The sequence below is a fragment of the Ensifer adhaerens genome, from assembly GCF_000697965.2.
Classification (GTDB): Bacteria; Pseudomonadota; Alphaproteobacteria; order Rhizobiales; family Rhizobiaceae; genus Ensifer; species Ensifer adhaerens.
On sequence record NZ_CP015880.1, the window covers coordinates 1,418,326 to 1,440,887 of the forward strand.

Sequence of the window (22,562 nt, forward strand, 5' to 3'; positions counted from 1 at the left end):
TCAGTTCCCTTCGCGTCGATAGTCGCCGGATCGCCCGCCGGACTTGCTGACCAGCTGGATGCCACCGATTTCCATCTCGCGATCGGCCGCCTTCGCCATGTCGTAGATCGTAAGGCAGGCGACGCTCACGGCCGTCAGCGCCTCCATCTCGACGCCGGTGCGTCCCGTCAGCTTGGCAAGCGCCTCGACCCGGAGGCCGGGAAGCGCCGGGTCCGGCGTGATATCGACGGTTACCTTGGTCAGCATCAACGGGTGGCAGAGTGGAATGAGGTTGGCCGTCTGCTTGGCGGCCATGATGCCGGCAAGCCGCGCCGTACCGATGACATCGCCCTTCTTGGCGTCGCCTTCGAGAATGAGTGTCAGCGTTTCGGCCTTCATGCGCACATGGCCTTCGGCGACAGCGATGCGTATCGTCTCGGCCTTGTCGCCGACATCCACCATGTTCGCTTCGCCGCTGCCACCGATATGCGTGAGCGTCGGCTTGCTCATCACTCGGCCGCCAGCGTGGTCGTAGCGCCGGTCAGGAGCGTGCGCGTTGCCGATTCGACGTCGCTCTTGCGCATCAGGCTCTCGCCGACGAGGAAGGTGGTGATGCCGCTCTTTTCCAGCCGCTGGCAATCCGCATGCGTGAAGATGCCGCTTTCGCCGACGAGCAGACGGTCGGCAGGCACCATTCCCGCAAGCTGCTCGGAAACCGAGAGATCAACCTCGAAGGTCCTGAGGTTGCGGTTGTTGATGCCGACGAGCGGCGAGGTGAGCTTCAGTGCCCGTTCCATCTCTTCGGCGTCGTGCACCTCGATCAGCACGTCCATGCCAAGCTCGAGGGATGCGTCTTCGAGTCGGCGGGCGTCGTCGTCGCTGAGCGAAGCCATGATGAGAAGGATGCAGTCGGCGCCCCAGGCGCGCGCCTCGAACACCTGGTAGGTGTCGAACATGAAGTCCTTGCGCAGCGCCGGCAGGGCGCAGGCCGCACGCGCCGCTTCGAGAAAGGCAGGCGCACCCTGAAAGCTCGGGGCGTCCGTCAGCACCGACAGACAGGCCGCTCCACCGGCTTCATAGGCCTTGGCGAGCGCCGGCGGATCGAAATCCGGGCGGATCAGTCCCTTCGACGGGCTTGCCTTCTTGATTTCGGCGATCAGTCCGAACGTGCCGGCGGCCTTGCGTGCGGCGAGCGCCGCATGAAAGCCGCGCGGGGTGGCCAGATCAGCGATACGCGCCTTGAGTTCGTCGAGCGAAACGTTCGACTTGGCAGCGGCGATCTCGTCGCGCTTGTAGGCTTCGATCTTGCGCAGGATATCCGTCATGTGCTGATCCTTCCTCAGGCCGCGTTCGATACGCTGATCAGGCGCTGCAGCGCGGTCTTGGCGCTGCCGCTTGAAAGCGACTGGCGCCCAAGCGCCATGCCTTCGGTGAGGTCCTTTGCCCGTCCGGCTATCATCAGCGATGCGGCCGCATTGGCAAGGGAAATGTCCCGGTAGGGGTTCTCGGCACCATCGAGCACTGCCTGGAGCGCGACCGCATTGTACGCGCCGTCGCCGCCCTTGAGCGCATCGATCGTCACCGTCTGAAGGCCGAAATCGGCGGGCGTCAGGGTGAAGGTGGAAATCTTGCCGTCCTTGAGTGCTGCGACCTCGGTCGTGCCGGTCGTCGTGATCTCGTCGAGGCCATCGCCGTGAACGACCCAGACATTGTCCGAGCCGAGATCACGCAGCACTTCGGCCAGCGGCTGCACCCATTGCGGCGCGTAGACGCCGACGAGCTGGCGCTTGACGCCTGCGGGGTTGGAAAGCGGACCGAGCAGGTTGAAGATCGTGCGCGTTCCGAGCTCCACCCGCGTCGGGCCGACATGGCGCATGGCGGAATGGTGCTGCTGGGCGAACATGAAGCCGACACCGGCCTCGCGGATGCATTTCGATATGGCGTCCGGACCGATGTCGAGCTTGACGCCGAGGCAGGAGAGCGCGTCGGCCGTGCCTGACTTCGAGCTCAGCGCGCGGTTGCCGTGCTTGGCAACAGGCACGCCGGCGCCGGCGACGATCAGCGAGGCAAGAGTCGAGATGTTGTAGGTGCCGGCGCCGTCGCCACCGGTTCCAACGATATCGACCGCATCCGCTGGCGCATCGACCGGCAGCATGCGGGCACGCATCGCGCCCACCGCGCCGACGATTTCATCGACGGTTTCGCCGCGCACCCGCAATGCCATCAGGAAGCCGCCGATCTGCGACGGCGTTGCGGCACCCGACATGATGATTTCGAAGGCGGCACGTGCGTCTTCGCGGTTCAGCGCCTCGCGGGCGGCGACCTTGGCGACGAATGGCTTCAGATCACTCATCGATGGTTTCCTTGGGCCTATCGTTGCGCAATGGCGGTTTCAGCGAGCGTCTGGTTGATCGAAACGCCGTAGGCGGCCTGCAGCGTGGCGACCATCTGGTCCAGGATGTCCTCGCCGCTGACACGGGCGAGGGCCTCGATCTGGCGGCTGTCGTCCTGCAGCACGTCTGCCGGGCCGGCGGTGTCAACCGAGGTGACCTGCAGGAGGATCTGCCCTTCGCCGCCGATTCCGGGAGCGTTGGTGACGTGGCCGTTCGCGCCGGAGAAGGCGGCAGCGACGGCTGCCGGGCTAAGGGCAGCATCTGCGGTCGCGCGCGTCAGGCCGGCCTTGGTTTCGACGACGAGGCCAAGTTCTGTCGCGACGTCGGCAAGCTTTGCGCCCTGCTCGACGCGCTGCTTCAGTTCGCCGGCCTTCGTGGCAAGTGCTGCGCGCTGCTGCTCAGCCATCCAGTCGGCGCCGATTTCGTCGCGGGCTTCGTCCAGCGTGCGATCGCGCGCCGGGATGACTTCATCGAGGTCGAACCAGACATAGCCTTCACGGCCGACGTTCACCGGCAGGGTTTCAGCACCGACGTCGGCCTTGAAGACTTCCTGGAGAAGGGCTGCCTGTTCCGGCAGGCCGGCGACGTCATCGCCGTTCTTGTCCTTGCCGGTCGCGTCCACCGCATCGACGGTTACGAGCTTCAGCTTGAGCTGGTCGGCGACTTCCTTGATCGGCGCGCCGGAAGCGCGCTCGTCTTCGATCTTGTCGTGCAGGCGCATGACTTCTTCGCCCGCTGTGGAAAGGGCGATGTCCTTGCGCAGTTCTTCCTTCACTTCGTCGAGGCTGCGGACGGTTTCCGGGCGGATGTTCGTCACGCGCAGGATGACCGGCCCGAAGGCACCGTCGACAACCGGCGTCACGCCGTCGGCCTGAAGTGCGAATGCTGCTTCGCCGATCTTGGCGTCGGGAACGCGATCCCTCGTGAACTCGCCGAGAAGTACGTCGGCAGAAGACTTGCCTTCGGCCTTTACGAGATCGTCGAAGCTGGTGCCGGCAGCAAGCTTTGCCGACGCAGCGTCAGCCGCTTCACGCGACGTGAAGGAGAGCTGTTCGATTGTCCGCGCAGCAGCGCTGCGGAAGCTTTCCTTGCGGCGTTCGTATTCGGCGCGGATTTCGTCGTCGGTGACAACGGTCGGGTCTGCAACGTCAGTCGGCTCGAGCTTCACATAGGTGACCTTGCGATATTCCGGCGCACGGTAGTTTGCCTTGCGGCTGTCGTACCAGGGAGAAAGCACGTCGTCGCCCGGCACCTTGACCGGATCGATATTGGCGTTCGAGAGCAGCAGGTAATCGATCGTGCGCTTCTCGTGCCGGTAGGCGCCGATCGCGTCGGTGAGAACCTTCGGAGTGACATAGCCATCAGACAGCGCGTCGACGATCTGCGAGCGGATCGCCGTCTGGCTCTGGCTGTTGATGTAATCCTGTTCGCGCAGGCCCGCATTGCGCAGCACGCTCGAGAACGTCAGTCGGTCGAACTGGCCGTTGACGCTGTGGAATGCCGGATCGTCGGCGATCAGTTTTGCGAGCCGATCCTGCGACAGGCCGAGATTCATGTCGTTGGCGAGCTGGTCGAGAGCCGCGCCGGCGACGATCTGCGAGTAGACCCGCTGCTCGATGCCGAAGGCGCGCGCCTGCTGCGGCGTCAGCCGCGTGCCGAGCTGGCGGGAAGCCTGTGCCAGCATCGTCTCGTAGGCGAGCCGGAATTCCGGTGGCTTGACCTTGACGTCACCGACGACCACCACCGCATCCGACTGGTTCGTCATCGTCAACGATGAGCCGCCCCACACCATGAACGACAGAACGAGAACGATTAGCAGGCCTTTGACGACCCAGGTCTGGGCGGCGCTTCTCAGAAATTCGAGCATGGGGGCAGAAACCTCGTTGCAATGCGGTGGCCATCGGCCAAACGAATTCGTTCCTTAAAACAAACGAAACAGGAAATGAAGGGTTGTTTGCCGCAAATTGCGCCCATGCAACGGGATCGACCGCCCGGAGCAACCGTCTGGTTTTCAATGGCTGCCGCGACAGCTGCGCGAGCTGCCTGGATGAGGCGGGCGGCGTCCGTCGATCGGACCGGCGCGGGTGATCAACTCGATGTCGGATTCGTTAGCCGGCAACCGAAAATTATCTGTCACATTGGCTCGAACATGCCGCGGTTCTGTGGTTCTGTTGCAGGGGCGGAGCGATTCTTTGGAGCTTCCGCGGGAAAGATTCCATGCAGTCGACAATCGTGATGGTAAACCTGTTTGGAGCAGTGGCACTGCTTCTCTTCGGCCTGTCCCTCGTCAAGGACGGGGTGACCCGTGCCTTCGGGGCTCGGCTGCGCGCCGGCCTTGCCCAGGGAACCGACGGCTCTCTCCGCTCCTTCGTGACCGGACTTGTCGCGACGCTTGCGCTGCAAAGTTCCACGGCCACCGCATTGATGACCGCATCCTTCGTGGAAAAGGGGCTCATCCGCTCGCGCATGGCGCAGATCGTGCTGCTTGGCGCCAATCTCGGCACGGCGATGACGGCCTGGATCGTGGCGACCGGAATAGAATGGCTGTCGCCGCTCGTCATTCTCATCGGCGTGGTCTTGCACCGCGCAAGCCGGTCGAACGCGCGCCAGGGTCTGGGTGCTGCTTTCGTTGGCATCGGCCTCATGCTCCTGTCGTTACATCTTTTGGGCGCGGCGACGGAGCCGATGCGTGACAGTCCGGCCCTTGGGGCCTTCCTCTCGATGCTCGACAGCGCCTGGCCCGTAGCGCTTCTCATTGCCGCGGGACTTGCCTTTGCGTCGTCGTCCAGTCTGGCTGTGGTGATGCTGGTGCTGTCACTCTCGACGACGGGCATCCTCAGCGTCGGGTTGACGGTGGCACTCGTGCTTGGCGCCAATCTCGGTGGCGCCGTTCCGCCTGTCATGGCAACGCTCGGTTCCGCCCCGTCGGCGCGCCGCGTCACCATAGGCAACCTTGTCGTTCGCGCCATTGGCTGCCTGATCGCGCTTCCGCTGACAGGCATGAGCGTGGAGTTTCTGCAGAGCCTGCCGCTGCCGCGCCAGAACCTGCCGGTCGACATTCATCTGGCCTTCAACCTCGCGGTCGCCATTCTTGCCTGGCCCTTTGCCGGTTTGCTGTCGCAGCTGATGGCCCGGTTCATTCCGGATGGAGAGGCCGAGGAGACCGGCCCGCGTTATCTCGATGAGACGACGCTGAATACGCCGGTCATGGCGCTTTCGGGAGCCACCCGCGAGGTCTTGCGCGTCGGCGATCTGGTCGAGGCGATGCTGATGCGTGCCGCGAACGCCTTCAACAACAATGACCTCTCGGATATTCGCGATATCGGCAAGTTCGAAAAACAGGTCGATCAGCTGCAGCAGGAGGTCAAGATCTTCCTGTCGCGCTTGGGCCGCGATGGCCTGAGCGCCGAAGACGGCCGCCGCTCGATCGTCATCATCGACTACGCCATCAATCTCGAGCATATGGGCGACATCATCGAGAAGGGGCTGTGCGAGCAGATCACCAAGAAGGTCAGTAACGGCCTGAAGTTCTCGGAGGAGGGCTATCAGGAGCTCAAGAGCCTCTTCAACCTGACGATCGACAATCTGCGAGTCGCCCAGACCATCTTCGTCACCCGCAATGCCGATCTCGCCAAGCAGCTCATCGAGGTGAAGGTCAACGTGCGTCACATGGAGAAACGCTCGGCGGAGCGCCATATCGAGCGGCTGCGCGACGGGCTGGTCCAGAGCCTGCAGACGAGCTCCCTGCATCTCGACATGCTCCGGGATCTGAAGCGCGTCAACGCGCATATCGCTTCCGTCGCCTATCCCATCCTTGAGGAAAATGGGCTGTTGAGCGAGAGCCGCTTGCGGCCGGGCGCCTAGCGTCGCGTCGATCAGCCGCCGGTGTTGGCAGCGGGCTTCAGGCTGTTTCGGACAAAGGCGTCGTAGCAGCTTGTCAGCGTGATCCGGCTGTGAGCCGTTTCAAGGCTCGGCAGATAAAGCGACAGCAGCGTCTGGTTGACATTGGTCACCGGGCAGGTCGGCACCAGCGCGACGTCGACCGCATCGAGGGCGGCGCGAACATTTTCATCCGGCGGCGGAATGGCGCGGAAGGGATCTGCGCCGATCGCGACATGCAGCGGGGCGCTGCGGTCCATCAGCCACGGAAAGGGATTGGTGAAGTCGACGTTGAAGATCGTCCGGAAGCGTACGCCGCTCGAAGCCTCGTAGGCCGTCAACGCGTCGATCGCTTCGTCGACATTCATCAGCCATCCCGTCTGAAAATCGAAGTCGCTGTAGAGCAGGAACGACGGCAACTCGCCAGTTTTGGCGAAGGCGTCGAATGCGGGACGCTCGGTCGCGTAGAGGATGCGCAGACGCTCGGCGCGCAGTGCCAGGATGGGCCGTACATTGACGGCGCCCATGGTTTTGAGGTTGCGGCTTTCCAACGGCACGTTGTTGACAGCCCCGATCCATGCGCGGGTGCTTTTTTGCACGACGGCTGTGGCCGGCGGCAGGGCTGCCGCGAGGGCGAGAACAGCGACGGCAACTGCGACAGGCCGTGTTTTGGCGGCTGCGACCTCATCGATCGCGAGCTTGAAGAGCAGCGGCAGCAGGAAGATGAACGCCTGACTGCCGGTGTTCTGGCTCTCAAAGACGATACCGGCAAGAACGAAGGCTGCAAGCCAGAAAAACGGCTGGTCGAAACTTCGGCAGAGAGCCGCCATTGACGGGCCTTTTCCAAGCTGGCGCAGCGACTGGGCGAAGGGCGCAAGCTGCGTGCCGAGGAGCACCAGGCACAGCAATCCCGCCGGGATCAGCAGACCGGCATTGAGGGAGGCGGCCTGCAGCAGCCGCGGCAGCAAGCTGCCGTCATTGACGGAAAGCAGCGCCAGGATATCGGCAAGATAGGCAGAGACGCCGCCGCGGGCGAGTTCGACGCTCGCAAGGATGGCGATGACCACGAGCCCCGCCATGATAGCCGACCGGAACGGCAGGCGCCCCGCAGCAAAGGCCATGAGGCACATGAGCGTGCCGGCAACCGCGCCGGTGATCTTGACGAAGAACAGTGCCGCCATGGCGCCGGCGACCGTCGCGACGAGCAGCCGACGATCGCGTACGTGGACAAGTGCGGCTGCGAGTACATAGAGAAGCTGGCAGACCTGGCGGTTGTAGATGCCGAAACCGTCGGACCCGGGATAGGGGTAGAAGTCGCCGGTGTTGAACGGCAGCACCGAAAACACCAGGAACGGCAGCAGGATCGCATAGGCGACTGCCGTCGAACGCTTCTGGACATCGGTGACCACCAGCGCGATCAGCGGCCCACTGACGAGAAGCAGGCACCAGCTCGCCAGGAGCAGCGGCTGGCCGTTCGGAAAGATGCCCTGCAGGGCGGCGAAGAGATAGTAGCCGAGGGCGCCGACGGGGGTGAAGAAATCGACCGACGGGATCTGGCCGTCGCGGATACGATTGGCGGCATCGAGATAGAGATAGTGGTCCCAGAACATCGGACCGATCGGCTGCGGGATCGTGAAGCTGAGCAGAACCGCGAGCACACCGAGCACAAGGGCAAGCAACAGAAGCGGAGATCGCGCGAGAGGAATGACCGCGCCGGTAGACTTTGCCGGTGTGTCGATGTCAGTGCGGCTGTGCATTGCGGCTTGATCCCCCGAAGGAGCGATGCACCCGCACGGTTTTGCTGACACAGGCTCCGCGCCTTCTTATGCCATCATCCGGTTTTAAGCCGGTTAATGCGACGTGATTGTGAGAATTATGCTTCTCGCAATATGTTGCTGCTAGCACCGCGCCGAATCGAAAGGCGATTTTGTACTTGAGCCGATTCCGATCTAAGGAATTGTGCAGTGGGCGTGAGCCTGGAAGAGACCAAGGAGAGATATATGGAACGGACGTGCCTGGCCATCGTTTTGGCTGCGGGTGAAAGCACGCGGATGAAATCGTCCATGTCGAAGGTGCTGCATCCGGTGGCGGGCCGGCCGATGATCGCCCACGTCGTCGAGGCGCTCTCAAACGCTTCCATCTCGGATATCGCTCTCGTCGTCGGCCGCGACGCCGACGCGGTCTCGGCTGCCGCCGACATCGGCGGCGTGTCGGTTTCGTCCTATCTGCAGAAGGAACGGCTCGGCACCGGCCATGCGGTGCTTGCTGCCCGCGACGCCATCGCAAAGGGGTTCGACGACATTCTCGTCGTTTTCGGCGACACGCCGCTGATCCAGCCTGAACCACTTCGGGCCGCTCGCGAGGGACTTGCGGCCGGCAACGATGTGGTGGTGATCGGCTTCGAGGCGGCAGACCCGTCGGGCTACGGCCGCCTGATCGTAAAGGACGGCGCGCTGCTCGCCATTCGCGAGCACAAGGACGCAACGGAAGAAGAGCGCCGCATCACCTATTGCAACGGCGGCCTGATGGCGATCGACGGTCGCAAGGCACTCGATCTTCTCGGCCGCATCGGTAACGCCAACGTCAAGGGCGAGTATTACCTGACCGACCTCGTGGAGATCGTCCGCGAGATCGGTGGGCAGGCGATTGCCGTCGAGGCCCCCGAAGAAGAACTGACTGGCTGCAACACGCGCGCCGAGCTCGCCTTCATCGAGCGGCTTTGGCAGCAGCGCCGCCGCCACGAGCTGATGCTGTCGGGCGTATCGATGATCGCGCCGGAAACCGTGTTTCTCGCCTGGGATACCGCGCTGGAGCAGGATGTCCTGGTCGAGCCGAATGTCGTCTTCGGCCCGGGCGTGCGCGTCGAGAGCGGCGCGATCATTCATGCCTTCTCGCATGTCGAGGGTGCGACGGTGCGCGCCGGCGCGACGGTCGGTCCGTACGCACGCCTGCGCCCGGGTGCCGATCTCGGCGAAAACTCCAAGGTCGGCAATTTCTGCGAGGTCAAGAAGGCTGAGATCGGCGCCGGCGCCAAGGTCAATCACCTGACGTATATCGGCGATGCGTTCGTCGGCGCAGGCACCAACATCGGCGCCGGCACGATCACCTGCAATTACGATGGTGTGAACAAGCACGAGACGCGGATCGGCGAAAATGCCTTTATCGGCTCGAACTCGTCTCTGGTTGCGCCGGTGACGATCGGCAACGGCGCCCTGGTCGCCTCCGGCAGCGTCATCACCGAGGATGTGCCGGCCGACGCCGTCGCCTTTGGCCGCGCACGCCAGGAGATCAAGCCTGGCCGGGCACGGCTGCTGCGCGAGCGGTACGAGGCGGTGAAGGCAGCCAAGAAGGCGGCGAAGGCTGCCGGTTAGGCCCGTGGTGCCCGCGTGTCCGCGGGTTCGCCTCGGATTTGCTGCATGTCGCTTGATTCCGCTAGGATTCGCGGGAACATGCGGCGGCGTTAAACATTGAAATCGAAAGTGAAATCGGGGCGGATTGCCTCGACCTGCAAATGCTTTACCAAGACAGCGCGCCGGGCGGCATTTCCGCCCTCGTTGAACAGGGGCGCCGATCGCGGCGCGGGGACGAATTCGGAGACGACTATGTGCGGTATTGTAGGCATCGTTGGCAACCAGCCGGTATCGGAACGACTGGTCGATGCGCTGAAGCGCTTGGAATACCGCGGTTATGATTCCGCCGGTGTCGCCACCGTCATTGGCGGCAAGCTGGAGCGGCGGCGCGCCGAGGGCAAGCTCGTCAATCTGGAGATCAGGCTGCGCGAAGAGCCGCTCGCCGGCACGATCGGCATTGCCCACACGCGCTGGGCAACCCATGGCGCGCCGACCGAACGCAACGCCCACCCGCATTTCACCGACGGGGTCGCCGTCGTCCACAACGGCATCATTGAGAACTTCGCCGAGCTGAAGGACGAACTGATCGCCAGTGGCGCAAAGTTCGAGACCGACACCGACACCGAGGTTGTGGCCCATCTGCTCTCCAAGTTCCGTCGCGAAGGCCTCGGCCGGCGCGAAGCCATGCACGCGATGCTGAAGCGCGTCACCGGTGCCTATGCGCTGGCGGTGCTCTTCCAGGACGATCCTTCGACGATCATGGCGGCGCGTAACGGCCCGCCGCTTGCGATCGGTCACGGCCGCGGCGAAATGTTCCTCGGCTCCGACGCGATCGCGCTTGCGCCCTTCACCAACGAGATCACCTATCTGATCGATGGCGACTGGGCGGTGATCGGGGCGAACGGCGTGCATATCTTCGACCTCGACGGTAACGTCGTCGACCGGCCGAAGCAGCTGTCTACGGCCGCCGCCTACATGATCGACAAGGGCAACCACCGGCACTTCATGGAGAAGGAGATCTATGAGCAGCCGGAGGTGATCGCGCACGCGCTCAGCCACTACATCGATTTTGCCGGCAACCGCATCAAGGCGCTCTCAGGCACGATCGATTTCGCCAAGATTCCGAGCCTTGCGATTTCCGCCTGCGGCACCGCCTATCTCGCAGGCCTCGTCGGCAAGTACTGGTTTGAGCGTTACGCGCGCCTGCCGGTGGAAATCGACGTCGCGTCCGAGTTCCGCTACCGCGAGATCCCGCTGCCTTCCGAGGCGGCCGCGTTGTTCATCTCTCAATCCGGCGAAACCGCTGATACGCTGGCGTCGCTGCGCTATTGCAAGGAACTTGGCCTGAAGATCGGTGCCGTGGTCAACACGCGTGAATCGACCATCGCGCGTGAATCCGATGCGGTCTTTCCGATCCTTGCCGGCCCGGAAATCGGTGTCGCCTCGACCAAGGCCTTCACCTGCCAGCTCGCAGTGCTGGCGTCGCTCGCGATCGGTGCCGGTCGCGCCCGCGGCACGGTGAGTGCTGAGGAAGAGCAGGTCTTGGTTCGCTATCTCGCGGAAATGCCGCGCATCATGGGGCAGGTGCTGAACGCCGTTCAGCCGAAGATCGAGCTTCTTTCGCGCGAGCTGTCGAAGTGCCGCGACGTTCTCTACCTCGGCCGCGGCACCAGCTTCCCGCTGGCGATGGAGGGGGCGCTCAAGCTCAAGGAGATCTCCTATATCCATGCGGAAGGTTATGCCGCCGGCGAACTGAAGCATGGACCGATCGCGCTGATTGACGAGAACATGCCGGTTATCGTCATCGCGCCGCACGACCGCTTCTACGAGAAGACCGTTTCCAACATGCAGGAAGTCGCGGCCCGCGGCGGCCGGATCATTCTCATCACCGACGAGAAGGGCGCCGCCGCCTCGAAGCTCGAGACCATGGCGACGATCGTGTTGCCTGATGTCGATGAGGTCATCGCGCCGATGATCTTCTCGCTGCCGATCCAGCTCCTTGCCTATCACACGGCGGTGTTCATGGGCACCGACGTCGACCAGCCCCGCAACCTCGCCAAATCGGTGACCGTCGAATGATCTATGTCCGGCACGAGCGCCCCGGCGACGAAGCGGTGATACATGCCGTGACCGCGGCCGCCTTCGAAGGGCATCCGCACAGCGACCAGAGCGAACCCTTCATCATCGAGCGACTGCGTGAGTCCGGTGCGCTGAGTGTGTCGCTGGTCGCCGAGATGAACGAGGAAGTCGTCGGGCACATCGCCTTTTCGCCCGTCACTCTGACGCCGGAAGAGCCCGGCTGGTTCGGGCTTGGGCCGGTCTCGGTCAAGCCGGACGTTCAGGCCCAGGGCATCGGCCGGCAGCTGATCCTCGAGGGGCTCGAATGGCTGCGGGCGGAAGGGGCCGCCGGCTGCGTTGTCGTCGGTGATCCGGCCTTGTATCAAAAGTTCGGTTTCCGTAACGAATCGGCTCTTGTATTCCCCGGTTGTGCGCCGCAATATTTCATGGCGCTGGCTCTCTCCGGCGCGATGGCGGCCGGTACGGTCGCCTATCATCCGGCCTTCGGCGTCGAGTGAGGTTGAGACGGAAGAAGCATGACGGAACATTCGAAACGCGGCTATATCGGCACCCGGCTGCGCAACTACTTCCTGACGGGTTTGATCATCTGCGCACCGGTCGCGATCACCGTCTGGCTCGTGCGCACCTTCATCGACTGGGCCGACGGTTGGGTGAAGCCCTACCTGCCGAACTTCTATAATCCGGACACCTATTCGCCCGTGGCCATTCCCGGCTTCGGTCTGCTCGTCGCCATTTTCGTGATCACCTTCGTCGGTTTCATGACCGCAAACCTCGTCGGTCGGTCGATCGTGAATTTCGCCGAGTCGCTCCTCAATCGGACGCCTCTCGTCCGCACGATCTACAAGTCCACCAAGCAGATATTCCAGACGGTGCTGCAGGAACAGTCCTCCTCCTTCAAGAAGGCCGGGCTGATCGAGTATCCGAGCCCGGGCATCTGGTCGCTGGTGTTCATCGCAACGGATGTGAAAGGCGAGATCGCCTCGAAATTCAAGGAACGCGGCATGGACATGGTCGCGGTCTTCCTGCCGCCGACCCCGATCCCGACGGCGGGGTTCCTGCTGTTCATCCCGCGCGACAAGATCATCCCGCTTGACATGAGCGCGGAGGACGCGGCGAAGCTCCTGATCTCGGGGGGCCTCGTGACGCCCGACCAGAAGCCGCTCGCCAATGCACCTTTGAAAATCGGTCAGCAGAAGACTGAGATTCCCGTATCTTGATGCCGGGCCGCCGTGATCGTCGGTTTGGCAGGGTGGTCGGTCAGCCGGCGCGCAGGAAGCGGATCGCCTCATCGCGGCGGTAGAGATAGAGCAGCGTACGGAGCGCTTCGCCGCGCTCCGAAGTGAGGTCCGGATCGCGCTCGATCACGTAGGCGGCGTCCTTCCGCGCGATTTCGAGCAGATCGCCGTGGGCCTCCAGGCTGGCGATGCGAAAACCGGGCGTGCCTGACTGGCGCGTGCCGAGCAACTCGCCTTCGCCGCGCAGCTTCAGGTCTTCCTCGGCGATCAGGAAGCCGTCCTCGCTGTCGCGCAGGATCGAGAGCCGCGCGCGGCCGGTTTCGCCGAGCGGTCCCTTGTAGAGCAGGATGCACGTCGATGCCTCGTCGCCACGGCCGACGCGGCCGCGCAACTGGTGAAGCTGGGCAAGGCCGAAGCGTTCCGCATGCTCGATCACCATGATTGTTGCGTCGGGCACGTCGACGCCGACTTCCACGACTGTTGTCGCAACCAGCAGGCGGACCTCGCCGTTCTTGAAGGCGAGCATGACGGCGTCCTTCTCCGCCCCGTTCATACGGCCGTGTACCAGGCCGACATTGTTGCCGAAGCGCTTGGCGAGGCCTTCGTATCGTTCTTCGGCCGACATGACGTCGACGGCTTCGGACTCTTCCACGAGCGGGCAGATCCAATAGGCCTTCTTGCCTTCGCGAAGGGCAGCGTCGAGCCGATCGACGATGTCGCCAACGCGCTCCGTCGGGATCGTCACCGTCTGGATCGGCTTGCGTCCGGCGGGCTTTTCCGTGAGCTTCGAAACGTCCATGTCGCCGAAGGCGGCAAGCACCAGCGTGCGCGGGATCGGCGTTGCCGTCATGACCAGCATATGCGGCGAGATGCCCTTGGCGGTCAGGCGCAGGCGCTGGTGAACGCCGAAGCGATGCTGTTCGTCCACCACCGCCAGTGTCAGCTCCTTGTAGCTCACCGTGTCCTGGAAAAGCGCATGCGTGCCGATCACCATGCGCGTTTCTCCGGACGCGATGCGCTCGAGAATGGCGTCGCGCTCCTTGCCCTTGGTGCGGCCGGTCAAAACGTCGATGGCGATGCCCGCGGATGCGGCCATCCTTGCAAGCGTCGCATGGTGCTGGCGGGCGAGAATTTCGGTCGGCGCCATCAGCACCGCCTGACCGCCGGATTCGACGGCGGCGAGCATCGCCATCAGCGCCACCATCGTCTTGCCGGAGCCGACATCGCCTTGCAGCAGCCGGAGCATACGCTCGGTGCCGGCCATGTCCTTCAGGATGTCGGCGATCGCCGTCGACTGACTGGCTGTCAAGGAAAAGGGAAGGGCGTCGATGACCGGACGGGAAAGCACACCGGTCGCGTGAACCGGTACTCCCGCGACCTTGCGCAGGCGCTGGCGAACGAGAGCCAGGGACAATTGCCCGGCGAGAAACTCGTCATAGGCGAGGCGGCGGCGGGCAGGTGCCTGCGGATCAAGGTCGGTCGCGTCGCGGGGATCATGCAGCGCGCGGAAACTTTCGGCTGCGGTGCTGAAACCTTGTCGCGTCAGCAGCGCGTCGTCCATCCATTCGGGCATGTCCGGAACGCGGGCGACGGCGGCCTCGATCGACTTGCGCAATATCCTTGGTGAAAGTCCCGCTGTCAGCCCGTAGACCGGCTCGACCAGCGGCAGGTTTTCCGCCTCGCTTGCCCGGACCGCATAGTCAGGGTGAACCATGGAGGGGCGGCCGTTGAACCAGTCGACCTTGCCGCTGACGATGACTGTCTCATCGACCGGCAGCGATTTTTCCAACCAGTTGCCCTTGACGCGGAAGTAGGTGAGCGCCAGCTCCCCGGTCTCGTCATGCAGGAAGACGCGATAGGGCAGGTTGGGCTTTCCGCGCGGGGGCGGCTGGTGGCGATCGACCCGACCGGTGATGGTGACGATAACCCCTTGAGGCGCGTGGGCGATGCCAGGCTGTTGGCGCCGGTCGATCAACGAATGCGGCGCGTGAAAAACGAGATCGACCACGCGGCAGTCTTCGATCGTCTCGCGACCGAGCAAACGGGCATAGAGTTCGCCGATCTTCGGGCCGATGCCTGGAAGCGTGTCGAGCGGGGAGAAGAGCGGATCTAGCAGGGCGGGGCGCATGGCGATGAAATTGCGATGATAATTCGGGCTTTGGCAAGGCTGACAATCGGCTATTCAGAGTTTATAGAGCCGTTGACGACAAACCGTACCCCAAAGGCCTCGCGCGTTCGTCCGAGCGTGCAGGCGTCATCGCGGGCGGCAGGAAGGAATTTCCCATGACCGGCATCTCTCGCACCAGCGCCGATCTCGATCCGCGTCGACGGCGGATCCTGTTTCGCGCCTGGCATCGCGGCATTCGCGAGATGGATTTGATCCTCGGGCAATTTGCAGAGGCTGAGCTCTCGACGCTTTCTGAAGCACAACTCGATGAACTCGAGACGATCATGGGCGAGGAAGACAACGATCTCGTCAAGTGGATCATCGGCGAACAGCCGGTGCCGGCTTGCTATCAGACGCAGATGTTTCAGCGCATCGCTGCCTATCGTCCGGATTTCGACAAGCTTCCCGAAGGGATGAAATAGACCGATGATGCTGGCTGGCCTTGATCCGAAGAAGATTGTCGAAGCACAGCGAGAGATCACGATCGGGCCGGTGCCCTCCGGGGCCGAGGCGCTGATCCTTGCTGAGCTCGCCCGCGCCGGCCAGCCGGTCGCCTACATTCTATCGGACGGCCAGCGGATCGCCGATCTTGAGCAGGTCCTCTCATTCGTCGCGCCCGACATTCCGGTGCTGACGCTTCCCGGCTGGGACTGCCTTCCCTATGACCGCGTCTCGCCGAGCGCCGACACGTCGGCACGGCGGCTGGCGGCGCTGAGCGCCTTGATTGCGCACAAGAAGAAGCCGCATGCGGCGATCGTGCTGGTGACGGTCAACGCCGCCCTCCAGAAGATCTCGCCGCAGGACGTGATCCAGAGCCTGGCGTTTTCGGCCCGTCCGGGCAATCAGGTGCGTATGGACGACATCGCGATGCGGCTGGAGCGCAACGGCTTCGAGCGTGTCGCGACCGTGCGTGAGGTTGGCGAATACGCAGTGCGCGGCGGCATCCTCGATGTCTTCGTGCCGGGGAGCGGCGAGCCGCTGCGCCTTGATTTCTTCGGCGATACGCTCGAAACAATCCGCTCGTTCGATCCTGCAAGTCAGCGCACGACCGGTCAGGTCCGCTCCCTCGATCTCAATCCGATGAGCGAGGTGTCGCTGACGCCCGAAACGATTAGCCACTTCCGCAAGCACTACCTGTCGCTGTTCGGCGCGACGACCCGCGACGACGCGCTTTACCAGGCTGTCTCCGAAGGCCGGCGCTATGCCGGCATGGAGCATTGGCTGCCGCTGTTCTATGACGGGCTGGAGACAGTCTTCGACTATCTCGACGGCTTCCGTATCGTCACCGATCATCTGGCGCGCGAAGCTGCGGCTGAGCGCTCGAAGCTCATTCTCGACTATTACGACGCCCGTTTGGCCTCGGCGTCTCCGGGCAAGGCGCAGGCCACCCAGGGTACGCCCTACAAGCCGGTTCCGCCGGAGCTGCTCTATCTGAGCTCGCAGGGCTTCAACGCTGGCCTGAGTTCACGCGACGCCATTCGCCTGTCGCCCTTCAACGAGCACGAGGGCGAGGCCCGCCAGGTCATCTCGGTCGATGCGCGCCAGGGCATGCGTTGGGCGAAGTCGGCGGGTGAGGGCGAAGCCCAAGACGAACGCGTCAACGTCTTCGATCAGGCGGTCAAGTACATCGCCGAGCGGCGCTCGAAGGGCGCCAAGGTGGTGATTTCAGGCTGGAGCGAAGGATCGCTCGATCGCCTGCTCCAGGTTCTCGCCGAACACGGTCTCGGCAACGTCAAGCCCATCAAGGCACTCGCCGAGATCAAGTCGCTGAAGCCGGGCGAGGCGGCCTCGGCCGTGCTCAGCATCGAAGCCGGTTTCGAGACGGGCGATCTCGTCATCATCGGCGAACAGGATATTCTGGGCGACCGCATGGTCCGCCGCTCGAAGCGGCGCAAGCGCGGTGCCGACTTCATCGCCGAGGTGGCTGGTCTCGACGAGGGCAGCTATGTCGTGCACGCCGAACACGGCATCGGCCGTTTCGTCGGCCTGCGCACCATCGAGGCGGTCGGCGCCCCGCATGATTGCCTCGAGCTCGTCTATGCCGACGATGCCAAGCTTTTCCTGCCGGTCGAAAACATCGAGCTTCTGTCGCGCTACGGTTCAGAAGGCACCGATGCGATCCTCGACAAGCTCGGCGGCGTCGCCTGGCAGGCGCGCAAGGCCAAGCTCAAGAAGCGGCTGCTCGATATGGCGGGCGGCCTCATTCGCATCGCCGCCGAACGCCATACGCGCCGGGCGCCGGTGCTCGCCGCACAGGACGGCGTCTATGATGAGTTTGCCGCCCGCTTCCCCTATGACGAGACCGAAGACCAGCTGAACTCGATCGAGGCGGTGCGGGAAGATCTCGGCAGCGGCCGTCCGATGGACCGCCTCGTCTGCGGCGACGTCGGCTTCGGCAAGACGGAAGTGGCGCTTCGTGCCGCCTTCATCGCTGCCATGAACGGCGTACAGGTCGCGGTCGTCGTGCCGACGACGCTGCTTGCCCGCCAGCACTTCAAGACCTTTTCCGAACGGTTCCGTGGGCTGCCGATCCGCATCCAGCAGGCGTCGCGCCTCGTCGGTTCCAAGGAACTGGCGCTGACGAAGAAGGAAGTGGCCGATGGCAAGACCGATGTCGTCGTCGGTACGCATGCGCTGCTCGGCACGTCGGTCAACTTTGCCAATCTCGGCCTCTTGATCATCGACGAAGAGCAGCACTTCGGCGTCAAGCACAAGGAGCGGCTGAAGGAGCTGAAGTCCGACGTGCACGTGTTGACGCTTTCGGCGACGCCGATCCCGCGCACGCTGCAGCTTGCCCTGACCGGGGTGCGTGAACTGTCGCTGATCACGACGCCGCCGGTCGACCGCATGGCGGTGCGCACCTTCATCTCGCCCTTCGATGCGCTGGTGATCCGGGAAACGCTGATGCGCGAGCACTACCGCGGCGGCCAGAGCTTCTATGTCTGCCCGCGTCTGAGCGACTTGTCGGAGATCCATGATTTCCTGAAATCGGACGTTCCGGAGCTGAAGGTAGCCGTCGCCCACGGCCAGATGCCGGCAACCGAGCTCGAAGACATCATGAACGCCTTCTATGACGGCCGTTACGATGTACTGCTGTCGACGACGATCGTCGAATCCGGTCTCGACGTACCGACGGCCAACACGCTGATCGTGCACCGCGCCGACATGTTCGGTCTCGCCCAGCTCTACCAGCTTCGCGGCCGCGTCGGCCGCTCGAAGGTGCGCGCCTTTGCGCTGTTCACGCTGCCGGTCAACAAGACGCTGACGGGCATGGCCGAACGCCGGCTGAAGGTGCTGCAGTCGCTCGACACGCTCGGCGCCGGTTTCCAGCTCGCAAGTCACGACCTCGATATCCGCGGCGCTGGCAACCTGCTCGGCGAAGAGCAGTCGGGCCATATCAAGGAGGTTGGCTTCGAGCTTTACCAGCAGATGCTCGAGGAAGCGGTCGCCGAACTCAAGGGTGAGGAAGAAATCCACGACACCGGCTGGTCGCCGCAGATTTCGGTCGGAACGCCCGTCATGATCCCGGAACACTACGTTCCGGATCTGCATCTGAGGCTCGGCCTTTATCGTCGTCTCGGCGAACTGACGGACTTGAAGGAGATCGACGGCTTCGGCGCCGAGATGATCGACCGCTTCGGTCCGCTGCCGATCGAGGTCCAGCATCTCTTGAAGATCGTCTACATCAAGTCGCTCTGCCGCACGGCGAATGTCGAGAAGCTCGATGCCGGGCCGAAGGGCGTCGTCGTGCAGTTCCGCAACAAGGAATTCCCGAACCCTGCGGCACTGGTGGGTTACATCGCCAAGCAAGGCACGCTTTCGAAGATCCGGCCCGACCAGAGCATCTTCTTCCAGCGCGAACTGGCGACGCCGGAAAAGCGCCTGTCCGGTGCAGCAATGGTGATGACGCAGCTCGCCGGCCTGGCGAAGTAAGAAAAAACCGTACTGCCGCGTGGTGCGGCAGTACGGTCAAGGTCTGTCGAGCAAGTCTGTTTCAGGTCGTGCCGAGATCAGTTCGGCTTGCCGCTCGCCTTCATCTCGGCGATTTCGCGCAGCGCATTCGTCAATACATCGACCGATTGCGCGCCCATCACGGCATATTGTCCTTCGAGGATGAAGCAGGGAACGCCGGTTACGCCCATCTCGCGGGCCATGCCAACCTCTTCCTTGACCGCATCCTTGTCGGCATCGGAGCCAAGCAGAGCCGCAACGACGGGGCGATCGAGGCCTGCTTGCTCGGCGATATCGAGCAGGACCGCGTGATCACCGACATTGCGGCCTTCTTCGAAATTGGCCTTGAACAGCAAGCCGACGACGGCGGACTGCGCCTGCTCGCCGTTGGTCGCGGCCCAGCGGACAAGCCGATGAGCGTCAAGCGTGTTCGGGCTGATCTTCACCGCTTCGAAGTCGAAGGCGATGCCGTCGGCATTGCCGAGTTCGCGCAGCGTGTCGTGGGCGCGATCGACGGCCGCCTGGCCGCCGAGCTTCTCGGCAAGATGCCGCTTGTGATCGATCCCCTCGGGCGGCAGGTCGGGATTGAGCTGGTAGGGGCGCCAGTTGACCGTGACCAGCACGTCCGGAAGATTGGCAATCGCCTGGTCGAGCCGCGCCTTGCCGAGATAACACCAGGGACAAACAACGTCCGAGACAATATCGATGCTGACGGTTTGCATGGTGTGGGCGCCTTTCCTTGTTCGGTTGAAGGCGAGATAAGCCGGTTTCATCCGGCTTTCAATGCGTTACCAAAAGGGAACCAACCCTCTATTGTGCGTTTTGATCCCACCAGGTCGGAAGCTGGTAGCCGTAAAGCGGCATGGTATCGGGCCGGCCGATATGCTTGCGTCGCGCCACCCACTGTGCGTCGAGGTGATAGAGCGGCACCAGATAGGAATTGTTGACGAGCAACCGGTCATGCGCACGCACCGCCGCCGTGAAGTCTTCGCTCGTGCGGGCCTGCAGGATGTTATTGACCATCCGGTCGACGTCCTTGTCGGCGACGCCGGCGAAGTTGTCGCTACCCTGCCGGTCGCGCGCCTGTGAGGTCCAGCGCCCGGCCTGCTCAATGCCGGGTGACAGCGTCGAGGGGAAGGATTTGATGATCACGTCGTAGTCGAAGGACTGGCTGCGCTGCTGGTACTGCGAATCGTCGACGGTGCGCACGGACGCCTGGATGCCGAGAGGTGCGAGAAATCGCTGGTAGGCGAGGGCGATTTTTTCCTGGCCGGCATTCTGGCTCATGATCTCGAACGCGAGCGGTTTGCCCTGCGGGTCGACCATCTTGCCGTCCTTGATCTGATAGCCGGCCTCGCGCATCAGCGAGACAGCAACACGCAGCACGTTGCGATCGCGCCCGGACGCGTCGGTCACCGGCAGGCGATAGGTGCCGTCGAGGATCGCCGGGTTGATTCGATCGCGGGCGTCGCCGATCAGGCCGAGTTCGCGGTCGTCGGCCGGTGCGCCGAGAAAACTCAGCGCCGAGTTCTGCCAGTAGCTCTGCGTGCGCGTATAGGCGCTGTCGAAGAGGTTCTTGTTGACCCACTCGAAGTCGAAGACCAGCGCCAGGCCCTGGCGGAGCTTCAAGTTGTCGAACATTGGCCTGCGGGTATTGAAGACGATGCCGAGCATGCCGGACGGCGTCTTCGGCGTGAAGGTTTCCTTGACGACCTCGCCGGAACGAACCGCCGGGAAATCGTAGCCGCGCGCCCACTTGGTGGCGCTGCCTTCCGGATAGATGTCGATCTCGCCCTTCTTGAAGGCTTCGAACAGCGAGTTCTCCTGGAGGAAATACTCCACGGAGATCTCGTCGTAATTGTCCTGGCCGACCTTCGAGGGCAGGTCCTTGGCCCAATAGTCCGGGTTTCGCTTGTAGACGATGCGCTCGCCCGGTTTCACCTCTGCGACGCGGTAGGGGCCGGAGCCGAGCGGCGGCTTCAGCGTGGTCTGGTCGAAGGTCGCAAGGTCGATGGCATGTTTCGGCAGCACCGGCGACAGGCCGAGCAGGAGCGGCAGCTCGCGGTCGGCATCCTCGGTGAAGGTAAAGCGCACGCTGCGCTCCCCGACCTTTTCGAGCTTCGCCACCTTGGCCATGCGGTTGCTGAAGGGGACACGCCCCTTGTCACGCAGCAGCTCGAAGCTGAAGATCACGTCCTCGGCGGTAACAGGTTGCCCGTCGGCCCAGCGGGCCTTCGGGTTGAGATTGAACTGGATGAAGGTCCGGTCGTCATCCCACTCCACTGTTTCGGCGAGCAGGCCATACATGGTGAAGGCCTCGTCGCGCGAACGCTGCATCAGCGATTCGTAGACGAGGTTGCCGTATTCCGGATCCCACATGCCGCGCGCGGTGGTGCGCATGCTCTTCAGGATGAAGGGATTGAGGCTGTCGAAGCTGCCGACGACGCCATAGGAGATCTTTCCACCCTTTTTTACGTCCGGATTGACGTAGGGAAAGTTCTTGAAATCGGCAGGCAGCGCCGGCTCTCCGTGCATGGCAATCGCATGCACGGGAGCGGCTGCCGCAGCAGTGCCGAATGAAGTGGCGGTCAGGATCAGCGCCAGACCGGAAAGAATTGCACGCAAGGTCACCTCCCGTGAGGGGTATCAACAGGCCGATTCCCCGAACGTTACCAATGCCGACGGATGAATCCAACCGATCCGCGGTCCAAATTCCGCCTAGTATGAAGTCAAAAAATGACAGGAAACACTGGATAATCGAAGCGAGCCAATGTAACAGGTGTTTCCGGAAACGGGGTCATGCATTTGCCTTATTTGGCCAACAGGACAACGGCGGCTGACGATACTCACCTGCGGAACAACTGTTCCGTTACCGGATTTCAGGAGACGGAATCACAATGATCTTCAAGTCGAATATTGCAAAACGTTCGGGCATGGCAGCGCTGGCGCTCACTGTAGCTGCTGCGGGCGTTCCGAGCGTTGCGTCTGCACAGCAGGCTGGCGGCAAGCCGCCGCAGGGCTGGTTCAAGGTTTGCACCAAGCAGGAAGACAACGATGTCTGCATCGTTCAGAACCTGCTGACCGCCAACAACGGCCAGCTCGTGACCGCTGTCGGCCTCATCACCGTCTCCGGCAAGGTCAACCGCAAGATCATGCAGGTTTCCGTACCGTCCGCGCGCCTCATTCCGACCGGCGTTCAGATGCAGATCGACGGCGGCAAGCCGGTCAAGCTCGACTACGCCATCTGCATGCCCGACAAGTGCGTTGCAGAAGCGCCGCTTTCCGACCAGCTGATCGCCAGCCTGAAGAAGGGCAATGAGGTCGTCTTCACCTCGGTCAACTTCCAGCGCGCTCCGAACCCGATCAAGATGGCCCTGACGGGCTTCACCGGTGTGTTCGACGGCGAGCCGATCGAGCAGTCGCAGCTCGAAGAGCGTCAGCGCCTGCTGCAGGAAGAGATGCAGAAGAAGGCCGAGGACGCGCGCAAGAAGCTTGAAGAAGCCCAGAAGGCTGCCAAGCAGAACTAAGC

16 protein-coding genes are annotated in these 22,562 nt (G+C 63.2%); 8 read left to right on the top strand and 8 right to left on the bottom strand.

Translation table 11 applies throughout. From position 1 onward, the window contains the following. From moaC to FA04_RS06845, 4 genes are read right to left on the bottom strand one after another with little or no spacing between them, the layout of a single operon-like run. On the bottom strand, positions 1 to 489 hold the full coding sequence (moaC, locus tag FA04_RS06830; RefSeq protein WP_034791001.1) for a cyclic pyranopterin monophosphate synthase MoaC: 489 nt from the start codon (positions 487 to 489) through the stop codon (positions 1 to 3). Continuing rightward, a complete protein-coding gene (gene trpC / locus FA04_RS06835; protein WP_034791003.1) occupies positions 489 to 1,304 on the bottom strand; it encodes an indole-3-glycerol phosphate synthase TrpC in 816 nt (271 codons plus the stop codon). The genes moaC and trpC overlap by 1 nt, the downstream gene beginning before the upstream one ends. Before the next feature lie 14 nt (positions 1,305 to 1,318). Next, the gene (trpD, locus tag FA04_RS06840) at positions 1,319 to 2,332 is read right to left on the bottom strand and encodes an anthranilate phosphoribosyltransferase (protein ID WP_034791006.1); all 1,014 of its coding nucleotides are present in this window, start codon (positions 2,330 to 2,332) and stop codon (positions 1,319 to 1,321) included. A gap of 17 nt (positions 2,333 to 2,349) precedes the next feature. After that, positions 2,350 to 4,239: a peptidylprolyl isomerase gene (locus FA04_RS06845; protein WP_034791007.1), complete on the bottom strand. Its 1,890-nt coding sequence runs from the start codon at positions 4,237 to 4,239 to the stop codon at positions 2,350 to 2,352. Positions 4,240 to 4,589: 350 nt separating this feature from the next. Between FA04_RS06845 and FA04_RS06850 the strand changes: the two genes are divergently transcribed. Continuing rightward, positions 4,590 to 6,236 carry a Na/Pi cotransporter family protein gene (locus FA04_RS06850; protein ID WP_034791009.1) on the top strand — a complete coding sequence of 549 codons (1,647 nt, stop codon included), beginning with the start codon at positions 4,590 to 4,592 and terminating at the stop codon, positions 6,234 to 6,236. Between the two features lie 11 nt (positions 6,237 to 6,247). Here FA04_RS06850 and FA04_RS06855 read toward each other — a convergent pair whose 3' ends face one another. Beyond that, on the bottom strand, positions 6,248 to 8,008 hold the full coding sequence (locus FA04_RS06855; protein WP_034791011.1) for a hypothetical protein: 1,761 nt from the start codon (positions 8,006 to 8,008) through the stop codon (positions 6,248 to 6,250). Positions 8,009 to 8,251: 243 nt separating this feature from the next. Here FA04_RS06855 and glmU point away from each other — a divergent pair, with 243 nt between their 5' ends. From glmU to FA04_RS06875, 4 genes are all read left to right on the top strand, one after another. Next, a complete protein-coding gene (gene glmU / locus FA04_RS06860) occupies positions 8,252 to 9,622 on the top strand; it encodes a bifunctional UDP-N-acetylglucosamine diphosphorylase/glucosamine-1-phosphate N-acetyltransferase GlmU (RefSeq protein WP_034791013.1) in 1,371 nt (456 codons plus the stop codon). Positions 9,623 to 9,853: 231 nt separating this feature from the next. Continuing rightward, the gene (gene glmS / locus FA04_RS06865) at positions 9,854 to 11,680 is read left to right on the top strand and encodes a glutamine--fructose-6-phosphate transaminase (isomerizing) (RefSeq protein WP_034791015.1); all 1,827 of its coding nucleotides are present in this window, start codon (positions 9,854 to 9,856) and stop codon (positions 11,678 to 11,680) included. Next, positions 11,680 to 12,177: a GNAT family N-acetyltransferase gene (locus FA04_RS06870; protein ID WP_034791382.1), complete on the top strand. Its 498-nt coding sequence runs from the start codon at positions 11,680 to 11,682 to the stop codon at positions 12,175 to 12,177. Before glmS ends, FA04_RS06870 begins: the two co-directional genes overlap by 1 nt. Positions 12,178 to 12,195: 18 nt before the next feature. Continuing rightward, positions 12,196 to 12,897, top strand: coding sequence for a DUF502 domain-containing protein (locus FA04_RS06875; protein ID WP_034791018.1), 702 nt, complete (start codon positions 12,196 to 12,198; stop codon positions 12,895 to 12,897). Positions 12,898 to 12,937: 40 nt separating this feature from the next. Here FA04_RS06875 and recG read toward each other — a convergent pair whose 3' ends face one another. Then, on the bottom strand, positions 12,938 to 15,043 hold the full coding sequence (recG, locus tag FA04_RS06880) for an ATP-dependent DNA helicase RecG (protein ID WP_034791021.1): 2,106 nt from the start codon (positions 15,041 to 15,043) through the stop codon (positions 12,938 to 12,940). A 155-nt stretch (positions 15,044 to 15,198) separates the two neighbouring features. Between recG and FA04_RS06885 the strand changes: the two genes are divergently transcribed. Together FA04_RS06885 and mfd are read left to right on the top strand one after the other, a co-directional pair. Beyond that, positions 15,199 to 15,504 carry an FAD assembly factor SdhE gene (locus FA04_RS06885; RefSeq protein ID WP_034791024.1) on the top strand — a complete coding sequence of 102 codons (306 nt, stop codon included), beginning with the start codon at positions 15,199 to 15,201 and terminating at the stop codon, positions 15,502 to 15,504. A gap of 7 nt (positions 15,505 to 15,511) precedes the next feature. Continuing rightward, positions 15,512 to 19,015, top strand: a complete 3,504-nt coding sequence (gene mfd, locus FA04_RS06890; protein ID WP_034791384.1) for a transcription-repair coupling factor — start codon at positions 15,512 to 15,514, stop codon at positions 19,013 to 19,015. A gap of 77 nt (positions 19,016 to 19,092) precedes the next feature. Here the strand turns inward: mfd and FA04_RS06895 are convergent, their stop codons facing one another. After that, positions 19,093 to 19,755: a DsbA family oxidoreductase gene (locus FA04_RS06895; protein WP_034791385.1), complete on the bottom strand. Its 663-nt coding sequence runs from the start codon at positions 19,753 to 19,755 to the stop codon at positions 19,093 to 19,095. 88 nt (positions 19,756 to 19,843) lie between these two features. Then, a complete protein-coding gene (locus FA04_RS06900; protein WP_082572999.1) occupies positions 19,844 to 21,658 on the bottom strand; it encodes an extracellular solute-binding protein in 1,815 nt (604 codons plus the stop codon). Between the two features lie 272 nt (positions 21,659 to 21,930). Between FA04_RS06900 and FA04_RS06905 the strand changes: the two genes are divergently transcribed. Further along, a complete protein-coding gene (locus tag FA04_RS06905) occupies positions 21,931 to 22,560 on the top strand; it encodes an invasion associated locus B family protein (RefSeq protein WP_034791027.1) in 630 nt (209 codons plus the stop codon). The last annotated feature ends 2 nt before the right edge of the window (positions 22,561 to 22,562 follow it).

Coding starts and splice junctions, on each gene's coding strand:
- FA04_RS06850 (WP_034791009.1), top strand. CDS start 4,590: ATGCAGTCGACAATCGTGATGGTAAACCTGTTTGGAGCAGTGGCACTG.
- FA04_RS06905 (WP_034791027.1), top strand. CDS start 21,931: ATGATCTTCAAGTCGAATATTGCAAAACGTTCGGGCATGGCAGCGCTG.
- moaC (WP_034791001.1), bottom strand. CDS start 489: ATGAGCAAGCCGACGCTCACGCATATCGGTGGCAGCGGCGAAGCGAAC.
- FA04_RS06845 (WP_034791007.1), bottom strand. CDS start 4,239: ATGCTCGAATTTCTGAGAAGCGCCGCCCAGACCTGGGTCGTCAAAGGC.
- trpD (WP_034791006.1), bottom strand. CDS start 2,332: ATGAGTGATCTGAAGCCATTCGTCGCCAAGGTCGCCGCCCGCGAGGCG.
- FA04_RS06875 (WP_034791018.1), top strand. CDS start 12,196: ATGACGGAACATTCGAAACGCGGCTATATCGGCACCCGGCTGCGCAAC.
- FA04_RS06895 (WP_034791385.1), bottom strand. CDS start 19,755: ATGCAAACCGTCAGCATCGATATTGTCTCGGACGTTGTTTGTCCCTGG.
- glmU (WP_034791013.1), top strand. CDS start 8,252: ATGGAACGGACGTGCCTGGCCATCGTTTTGGCTGCGGGTGAAAGCACG.
- FA04_RS06855 (WP_034791011.1), bottom strand. CDS start 8,008: ATGCACAGCCGCACTGACATCGACACACCGGCAAAGTCTACCGGCGCG.
- FA04_RS06885 (WP_034791024.1), top strand. CDS start 15,199: ATGACCGGCATCTCTCGCACCAGCGCCGATCTCGATCCGCGTCGACGG.
- recG (WP_034791021.1), bottom strand. CDS start 15,043: ATGCGCCCCGCCCTGCTAGATCCGCTCTTCTCCCCGCTCGACACGCTT.
- trpC (WP_034791003.1), bottom strand. CDS start 1,304: ATGACGGATATCCTGCGCAAGATCGAAGCCTACAAGCGCGACGAGATC.
- mfd (WP_034791384.1), top strand. CDS start 15,512: ATGCTGGCTGGCCTTGATCCGAAGAAGATTGTCGAAGCACAGCGAGAG.
- glmS (WP_034791015.1), top strand. CDS start 9,854: ATGTGCGGTATTGTAGGCATCGTTGGCAACCAGCCGGTATCGGAACGA.